Annotated in this window: 11 protein-coding genes; 7 read left to right on the top strand and 4 right to left on the bottom strand. The window is 57.0% G+C overall.

Annotation, left to right across the window (positions count from 1 at the left end; all coding sequences use genetic code 11):
• Nucleotides 1-35: 35 nt before the first annotated feature.
• Nucleotides 36-260 (bottom strand): hypothetical protein, encoded by a 225-nt coding sequence (locus AC2FNE_RS24210; RefSeq protein ID WP_496806522.1) that lies wholly within the window; start codon nucleotides 258-260, stop codon nucleotides 36-38.
• Nucleotides 261-332: 72 nt separating this feature from the next.
• On the opposite strand from AC2FNE_RS24210, the gene AC2FNE_RS24205 reads away from it, so the two are divergent.
• The 4 genes from AC2FNE_RS24205 (at nucleotide 333) to AC2FNE_RS24190 (ending at nucleotide 2,450) form a co-directional block, all read left to right on the top strand.
• Nucleotides 333-1,250 carry a LysR substrate-binding domain-containing protein gene (locus AC2FNE_RS24205; protein ID WP_496806521.1) on the top strand — a complete coding sequence of 306 codons (918 nt, stop codon included), beginning with the start codon at nucleotides 333-335 and terminating at the stop codon, nucleotides 1,248-1,250.
• Nucleotides 1,251-1,341: 91 nt separating this feature from the next.
• Nucleotides 1,342-1,758, top strand: a complete 417-nt coding sequence (locus tag AC2FNE_RS24200) for an adenylate/guanylate cyclase domain-containing protein (RefSeq protein ID WP_496806520.1) — start codon at nucleotides 1,342-1,344, stop codon at nucleotides 1,756-1,758.
• Between the two features lie 157 nt (nucleotides 1,759-1,915).
• Nucleotides 1,916-2,218: a hypothetical protein gene (locus AC2FNE_RS24195; protein ID WP_496806519.1), complete on the top strand. Its 303-nt coding sequence runs from the start codon at nucleotides 1,916-1,918 to the stop codon at nucleotides 2,216-2,218.
• A gap of 19 nt (nucleotides 2,219-2,237) precedes the next feature.
• The gene (locus tag AC2FNE_RS24190) at nucleotides 2,238-2,450 is read left to right on the top strand and encodes a hypothetical protein (RefSeq protein WP_496806518.1); all 213 of its coding nucleotides are present in this window, start codon (nucleotides 2,238-2,240) and stop codon (nucleotides 2,448-2,450) included.
• 190 nt (nucleotides 2,451-2,640) lie between these two features.
• On the opposite strand, the gene AC2FNE_RS24185 is transcribed toward AC2FNE_RS24190, so the two are convergent.
• The 3 genes from AC2FNE_RS24185 to AC2FNE_RS24175 all read right to left on the bottom strand — a co-directional run bounded on the left by AC2FNE_RS24185 (nucleotide 2,641) and on the right by AC2FNE_RS24175 (nucleotide 4,438).
• Nucleotides 2,641-3,048 carry a (R)-mandelonitrile lyase gene (locus AC2FNE_RS24185; RefSeq protein WP_496806517.1) on the bottom strand — a complete coding sequence of 136 codons (408 nt, stop codon included), beginning with the start codon at nucleotides 3,046-3,048 and terminating at the stop codon, nucleotides 2,641-2,643.
• 172 nt (nucleotides 3,049-3,220) lie between these two features.
• A complete protein-coding gene (locus tag AC2FNE_RS24180) occupies nucleotides 3,221-3,688 on the bottom strand; it encodes a substrate binding domain-containing protein (protein WP_496806523.1) in 468 nt (155 codons plus the stop codon).
• Nucleotides 3,689-3,730: 42 nt separating this feature from the next.
• Nucleotides 3,731-4,438 carry an IS6 family transposase gene (locus AC2FNE_RS24175; RefSeq protein ID WP_496806516.1) on the bottom strand — a complete coding sequence of 236 codons (708 nt, stop codon included), beginning with the start codon at nucleotides 4,436-4,438 and terminating at the stop codon, nucleotides 3,731-3,733.
• 269 nt (nucleotides 4,439-4,707) lie between these two features.
• Between AC2FNE_RS24175 and AC2FNE_RS24170 the strand changes: the two genes are divergently transcribed.
• The 3 genes from AC2FNE_RS24170 to AC2FNE_RS24160 all read left to right on the top strand — a co-directional run.
• Complete coding sequence (locus tag AC2FNE_RS24170) at nucleotides 4,708-4,950, top strand: DUF3489 domain-containing protein (RefSeq protein ID WP_496806515.1); 243 nt, start codon at nucleotides 4,708-4,710, stop codon at nucleotides 4,948-4,950.
• Nucleotides 4,947-5,354 carry a DUF2924 domain-containing protein gene (locus AC2FNE_RS24165; RefSeq protein WP_496806514.1) on the top strand — a complete coding sequence of 136 codons (408 nt, stop codon included), beginning with the start codon at nucleotides 4,947-4,949 and terminating at the stop codon, nucleotides 5,352-5,354. The genes AC2FNE_RS24170 and AC2FNE_RS24165 overlap by 4 nt, the downstream gene beginning before the upstream one ends.
• On the top strand, nucleotides 5,354-6,430 hold a 1,077-nt coding region (locus tag AC2FNE_RS24160; protein ID WP_496806513.1), incomplete at its 3' end, for a recombinase family protein. The genes AC2FNE_RS24165 and AC2FNE_RS24160, both read left to right, overlap by 1 nt.

The following is a 6,430-nucleotide window of genomic DNA, read 5'->3' as shown; positions in this document are numbered from 1 at the left end:
CTCGCTTATCGGTTTAGCAAAAAGGGCTGCTCTGTTCATTTAACCAAGGGACCATGCAGGGCGTTGTGCCATTCGATATCGTGCTCCGTGATGCCCATTTCACTCCGTTCAACCCGGGTCAGCCGAGTGGGATCGAAAGGCGGATCAATCAATGATTTCAAACTTGATTTAAGCTTCTCACGGACCGAATTTGGGCTCTTTGAGCGGGAGATCGCGGGTTCAAATTGTGATGTGAACTCATTTGTATCTGCGTATTTCATGGTATGCTCCATCGTTGGTCGCTCCCATAAAATCTCAGCACACGGCTCATCAGACAAACACCGTTTCTTGACATGGATTGTTCCAAAAAGTCACAATGCCTCATGCCAAGAAACCTACCCCCTTTAAATCCTCTTCGTGCCTTTGAAGCCGCAGGAAGATTGGGTAGCTTTACCCGTGCAGCAGAAGAGCTAAACGTGTCGCACTCAGCGATTTCCCGTCACATACGTGGGTTGGAAAAACGGCTGAATGTACATCTTTTCCGGACCCAAAAATCTGGTGTCGCGCTCACGGAGCAAGGGCAAGACTACTTGGCTCAGATTACGCCTGCTCTTGATCGAATTGCCGAAGCAACGGACGCATTGACCGCCGAACCCAAAGGTGTTGTCACAATGACTACAGAGAGCGCCGTGGCACAAAAATGGCTAGTACCAAGACTGCCAAGTTTAAAAGCTGCGCATCCCGACATAGAGTTGGACCTCTCGATAACAACAGATGTTATGGACATTGAAGCGCATGATTTTGATTTGGGCTTGAGATATCTGCGCGTCGATCCACCCGAAGGATACGACCTATTGTTCCCATCTCTCGTCAGTGCCTTTGCTGCGCCAAGCATTGCCCCGGGCACAGGCTCTGACTTGAATCTTGCAGCGCTGGCGTCAGGGCCGCTGATAGAAGAGGCGACGTTCCGCCTCTGGCCGGAATGGTTTCGCGAATCTGGCTTGAAAGAGGTTCCGGTTCTCAATCTGCCAAAACCCCTGGGGGCTCTCCTATCAATCCAATCCGCGGTCGCGGGGCTGGGTGCTGTTCTAATGGACCAGCACCTATGTCAAACTGAGGAAAAAGCAGGAACGTTGGTACGCCTGAATGACATAGAGCTTCATTTCGGTGGCTATTACCTAGCTACGAACCAACGCGCGGGAAGACGCAGAGCTGTACGCGCCGTTCGCAAATGGCTACTGCAGGAAGCACTCCCGGAGATGCAAAGGTAAATAACGCGTCGAGTGCAATTTTTGCCTCGAAAGCTGGCGTAACTTAGTGGCTGCAGTGGGCTCAGAGCATTAACTCGCTCAGCCGCAGCAAATGTCTACTTTGGGCGACGGGATTATGGTGCTGTTTAACGACCCGTTGCCCTGCGAGGATCCTGCCGGTGACGCGGTTCGGCTCGCGGTCGCGATGCGCGCGAAAATGGTTGAGTTGTCCAAGCAATGGAAGCGGCTAGGTCATAGACTTGGGTTCGGAGTGGGCGTATCGCTCGGATATGCAACCGTAGGCATGGTCGGGTATGAAGATCGATCAGACGACACCGCCTCGGGCATTGCAATCAACGTGGCGGCACGTCTCTGCGATAGGGCCGAGGACGGCGAGATACTGCTCAGCACCCGCGCGGCGATCGCCGTGGAAGACAAATTCCCGTCGGTCTCAGCAGGAGAGGTTACGCTCAAGGGTATCCGCGAACCAGTTGTGGTTTTCCGGATGACTTATGGCAAAGCAGGGTAGGATAACAGGCATTGGCGACGGCTGCTTTGGCGCCCGCTTCGGACTCGATGCGGTCAAGCGATGATAATTCGTGAGCGTCTTCTAAGCGTTCGAGGCTGACACCCGACAGATTTGACTGAACAGCTTCCAGCCTATTTTAGAGAAAAGGGAATTTCGTATGAACAGATGGATTTATTCTGGGTTCGCGTTGCTGGTTTCAGCGTGCAGCCCACCTCCCCAGGCTCCATTGGTGACTGACGCGAACGGTCAGACTACCATCCAAATCAACACAAGTGGGCTGACATGCTACGAGTCAACCTGTCTGGAGATCACAAGGGGCAGCGTTCGCGCGATCGGGCACAAGAGAGCGCGGATCCCAAAGGGAATCGATGTCAGCAGCGGAGCCGTCACTCCAGACGAGTTCAAGCGGATGCGCCAATCAGCGATGCTGGCGGGCGGTCCCGGTTCTGGCAATCGGTAAACGAATGAGAGGTCGCGATATGTTCAACGATGACGTCCAGGCACGATGCCTGGAATGCGGATCGCCGGATTCGGTGATTGCCGGTGAGAAAGCTGCCTGCAATGTATGTGGGCACGAGGAGCCTTTTCTGCTCGATGAGGAGGTGCGCGGCGGAGAGCATGAGGTTGTGGCCAACGCGCAGAAAATAGCACGGGCGAGAGACGTTCTGCAGCGATGGGATTTTGCAGGGTAAGTGGGTGGTTGAGGAGGCCAGAAATCCAGAAAAGTGAAAACGCGCTGTGCGGGCCTCTCAGGGACGAAACGAGGGCCGCGCTCCGGAGACGAAAAAATCCGTTACCCCCCTTTTAATGGGCGTACAATGAGTCAGGAAGGACTCTGGAGTGGTTACTCGGCTGCGTCTTGCTCGGTAGGGATCACGCGCTTCATTCTGCGCGCGCTGCGCTGTAATCCTCGTCTGAGACATGCTCCATCCAATCCGCAGTCTTGCCCTCGACAGACGTCTGCACAGCCAGATGGGTCATCGCACAGTCTGGCGACGCGCCGTGCCAATGCCGCTCTCCTGGTGCGAACCACACCGTATCGCCAGGGCGCAACTCCTGCACTGGCTGCCCCTCAGACCCAGCCAGGCCCAAGCCCGACAAAACATGCAGCGTTTGACCGGCAGGGTGCGTGTGCCAAGCTGTCCGTGCGCCGGGCTCAAAAGTCACCGCAAGAATCTTGACCGGCGAGGGATCATTCCCTGTCACAACGGGATCAAAGCGGACCGTGCCGGTGAAATACTCATTGCCGGGAAATTGAGAGGGCCGGTTCCCGGCGCGGTGAATTTTCATGGTGTGCTCCCTTGTTGCGCTGCTCTTGGGGGCTTAGCAGAGTTCCGATTTTAAACCTAGAGGCGCGCCGGGTCGACGCGGCCATCTGAGCACCATTGTCGAATGCCTAGAATGCGACTGGAACCGGTCCTCGGTTTTAACAGGACCTACGTCCTAGTCGCTGACGAAGTCGTCAGTTTTTGCGCAAGGCTTCCGTCATGTGATCGATGAAGGCCCTGACCTTTGCAGGCATGAAATTCCTGTGCACAAATACTGCATAGATTGGCTGTGCCACAGTCTCGTACTCGGGCAGTATACGAACTACTCGGCCGTCCGAAATCATGTCCTCAATCAGATAATCCGCGATCAACCCCACAGCCCCGCCTGTAAGGATTGCGTTCCTCGCCGCGTTTGGAGAGTTGACAACGAAACGCTCTGGCAAGGAGTAAGACACCGTTTCGCTTGAAATCGGGAACTGGTTTGTGCGCCCCCAAGTGCCGCTGATCTGTTTGACCAGCAAATGTTGATCCAAGTCGTCAAGCGAGGCTGGCATCCCATTACGGGCCAAATATTCAGGGGTCGCTACAAAGAGGAGGCGCTGCGAAAAAATCTTTCTCGCTTTCAAAGATGAGGATTTAAGCTCTCCGGATGGTGCTGTCAGACGAATTCGAACTCGTCTCTGGTAGGCCAGTGACGCTGTCCTTTATCCCGCGCCAAGTTCGCGCCACTCGGCAAGAGCGGCGCTGCGTGTCAGCTTGAAGGTGTCTCGGCTGGTTAGCGATCTTTCCTGGTTGAAGTGATTGTAGACGGAGAAATGGACGGAGGCGAATTTCTGTAAACTTCGTATGCGCCTGAAGCGCTGCATGGCGCGTTCTCGTCGTCGGAACGGCAGATGAGAATTCTCAACGCGGTTGTTGAGCCATCTGCCCGTCATTTGCTTTTCCAGTGCACCCATTTCTCTGAGCGCCGCCTTGTAGGATGCGAAGCGATCTGTGACTACTTCTTCAGCTTTGCCGTGCCGCTTCATTAATTTCCTGAGGAATTTAAGTGCTGCAGCCTTGTTTCGACGTTTGGTGACAACGGCTTCCAGCACCTCACCTTCCTGATCCACAGCCCGCCACAGATAATGTCGCTTGCCATTTACCTTCACGAAAACCTCGTCGACATGCCACTTCCATTTCGAGAATGCACGAAGTTGCTGGACCCGTTTGCGTCTAATCTCAGAAGCAAACATTGGGCCGAACCTGTTCCACCAGTATCGGACGGTTTCGTGGCTCACGTCGATGCCTCGCTCATGCAGCAGATCTTCGACATTTCGAAGCGAAAGCGGAAATCGGACATAAAGCATCACCGCCAGGCGGATGATCTCGGGACTGGTTTTGAAGTACTTGAAGGTGGCAGGTTTGGTCATTCCTAAATGCTATGCAACCGCCCTGCCCCGCTCAAGCAAAGTTCTTCTGATAAGACCTCTGCGACGGGTTGGCATCACATTGCGCCAAAGAACCCCCTGCGTCAAGAGAATTATCGTTGGTTTACCAACGCTTAGAAGGGGCATAAGTCCGCTCGCTCTTTCGACTGGACTTCTGTTCCGAACAGAGCGTCATTGGTCTCACGCCCGGGCTCCGGGCGTACTTCGGTAGGACCGGCAGGGTGCTGGCCCGTAAAACCGAGGAAACCAGGATGCCAAATCTCACAACCAAATCGAAGCCTGAGACCAAGTCGGCGCTCGTACGCCGCATGCTGGCCCGCAAGGCTGGCGCCGATCTGATTGCCTTGCAGAAAGCCACCGGCTGGCAACCCCATTCGGTGCGCGCCGCGCTCAGCACACTGCGCAAGGCCGGTTACAAGATCGACCGTCTGCCGCCCGATACCAACGGTGGGACCGCAACCTACAAGATCACCGCGGAGCCGACCGCGACATGACCGGTCCAACAATCAGCGAGATCGAGGCGATGGACCGCGCGGCGCTGATCGCCGCCTGGAACACGCTCTTTGGCCCCCCTGTCCCCAAGGGGCTCAGCCAGTCCTTTCTGCGCCGCTTCCTCGCCTTCGAAGTCCAGGCGCGCCGGTATGGCGGTTTGCCCAAGGGATTTGACACCGATCTCAACCGCCGCGTCGCGGCAGGTCGAATGCCATCGTCACCGACACTCAAGCCCGGCGGGCGCCTGCTGCGCGAGTGGAACGGCGTGACCCATGCGGTTGACGTTCTGGATCATGGGTATCGTTGGAATGGCGAGGTGTATCGATCCCTCTCTGCCACGGCCCGTGCCATTACTGGGGCCCGGTGGTCGGGACCCCGTTTCTTCGGCTTGAAGGACGGGCGCTGATGGCCCCTTCGAAGATCCGCTGCGCAATCTATACCCGTAAGTCTTCAGAAGACGGCCTGGACCAGGACTTTAATTCGCTCGATGCACAGTACGAAGCGTGTTCGGCTTATGTCGCCAGCCAGAAGCACGAAGGCTGGGTGCTGGCCCGGGCCCGCTTTGATGATGGCGGGGTGTCGGGCGGAACCCTCGAGCGCCCGGCCCTGACCCGGCTGCTGTCTGAGATCGACGCGGGCCGCATCGGCATGGTGGTGGTCTACAAGATCGACCGCCTGACGCGGTCTCTGGCCGACTTCGCCCGTCTGGTCGAACGGTTCGAAGCTGCGGGCTGTTCCTTCGTTTCCGTGACCCAGGCCTTCAACACCGCATCTTCCATGGGGCGGCTCACGCTCAACGTGCTTCTGTCTTTTGCCCAGTTCGAGCGCGAGGTCACCGCTGAGCGAATCCGGGACAAGATCGCAGCGTCGAAGAAGCTGGGCATGTGGATGGGAGGTGTGCCGCCGCTGGGCTATGATCCGCATCCCGACAAACAGGTCCGGGAGCTCGTCGTCAATGCTATGGAGGCCAAGACGATCCGAGCACTGTTCGAACTCTACGACCACCAAGGCAAGATCACGGATGTCGAACGCGTGGCCGCTCGTATGGGGTTGCGTTCCAAGCGTCATCAGTTCCGTTCGGGTCGGAAACAAGGCGGTGGCCCTCTCTCCGCTGGCCAGATTCACAAGATCCTCACGAACCCGGTCTACCTCGGCCAGATCCGCCACAAGGAGAAGATTTGGCCCGGGCGGCACCCTGCCATCATCGGTCCCGACCTGTGGCAGAGGGTCCAGGAGAAGCTGCAGGCGGCATCGCGGCGCCGGCGGGGTCGCAAGACCGAGACGGACGCCGCTCCGCTCACCGGCAAGCTCCGGGATGAGACCGGTGACCGGTTAACCCCCACCCATTGCATCAAGGCCGGTAAACGCCATCCCTATTATGTCTCCAACCGGCTGATCAGCAACGGACGCGATCCGACCGGATGGCGGCTGCCTGGACGCAAGTTGGAGTCAGCGGTGGCCTCTGCGATCGCCGCACATCTC

This window comes from Ruegeria sp. YKSD179, assembly GCF_059612885.1.
The sequence above is the reverse complement of the archived record's forward strand: the minus strand, read 5'-3'. Positions and strand labels throughout refer to the sequence as shown.

Coding starts and splice junctions, on each gene's coding strand:
- AC2FNE_RS24210 (WP_496806522.1), bottom strand. CDS start 260: ATGAAATACGCAGATACAAATGAGTTCACATCACAATTTGAACCCGCG.
- AC2FNE_RS24205 (WP_496806521.1), top strand. CDS start 333: ATGGATTGTTCCAAAAAGTCACAATGCCTCATGCCAAGAAACCTACCC.
- AC2FNE_RS24200 (WP_496806520.1), top strand. CDS start 1,342: ATGTCTACTTTGGGCGACGGGATTATGGTGCTGTTTAACGACCCGTTG.
- AC2FNE_RS24195 (WP_496806519.1), top strand. CDS start 1,916: ATGAACAGATGGATTTATTCTGGGTTCGCGTTGCTGGTTTCAGCGTGC.
- AC2FNE_RS24190 (WP_496806518.1), top strand. CDS start 2,238: ATGTTCAACGATGACGTCCAGGCACGATGCCTGGAATGCGGATCGCCG.
- AC2FNE_RS24185 (WP_496806517.1), bottom strand. CDS start 3,048: ATGAAAATTCACCGCGCCGGGAACCGGCCCTCTCAATTTCCCGGCAAT.
- AC2FNE_RS24175 (WP_496806516.1), bottom strand. CDS start 4,438: ATGACCAAACCTGCCACCTTCAAGTACTTCAAAACCAGTCCCGAGATC.
- AC2FNE_RS24170 (WP_496806515.1), top strand. CDS start 4,708: ATGCCAAATCTCACAACCAAATCGAAGCCTGAGACCAAGTCGGCGCTC.
- AC2FNE_RS24165 (WP_496806514.1), top strand. CDS start 4,947: ATGACCGGTCCAACAATCAGCGAGATCGAGGCGATGGACCGCGCGGCG.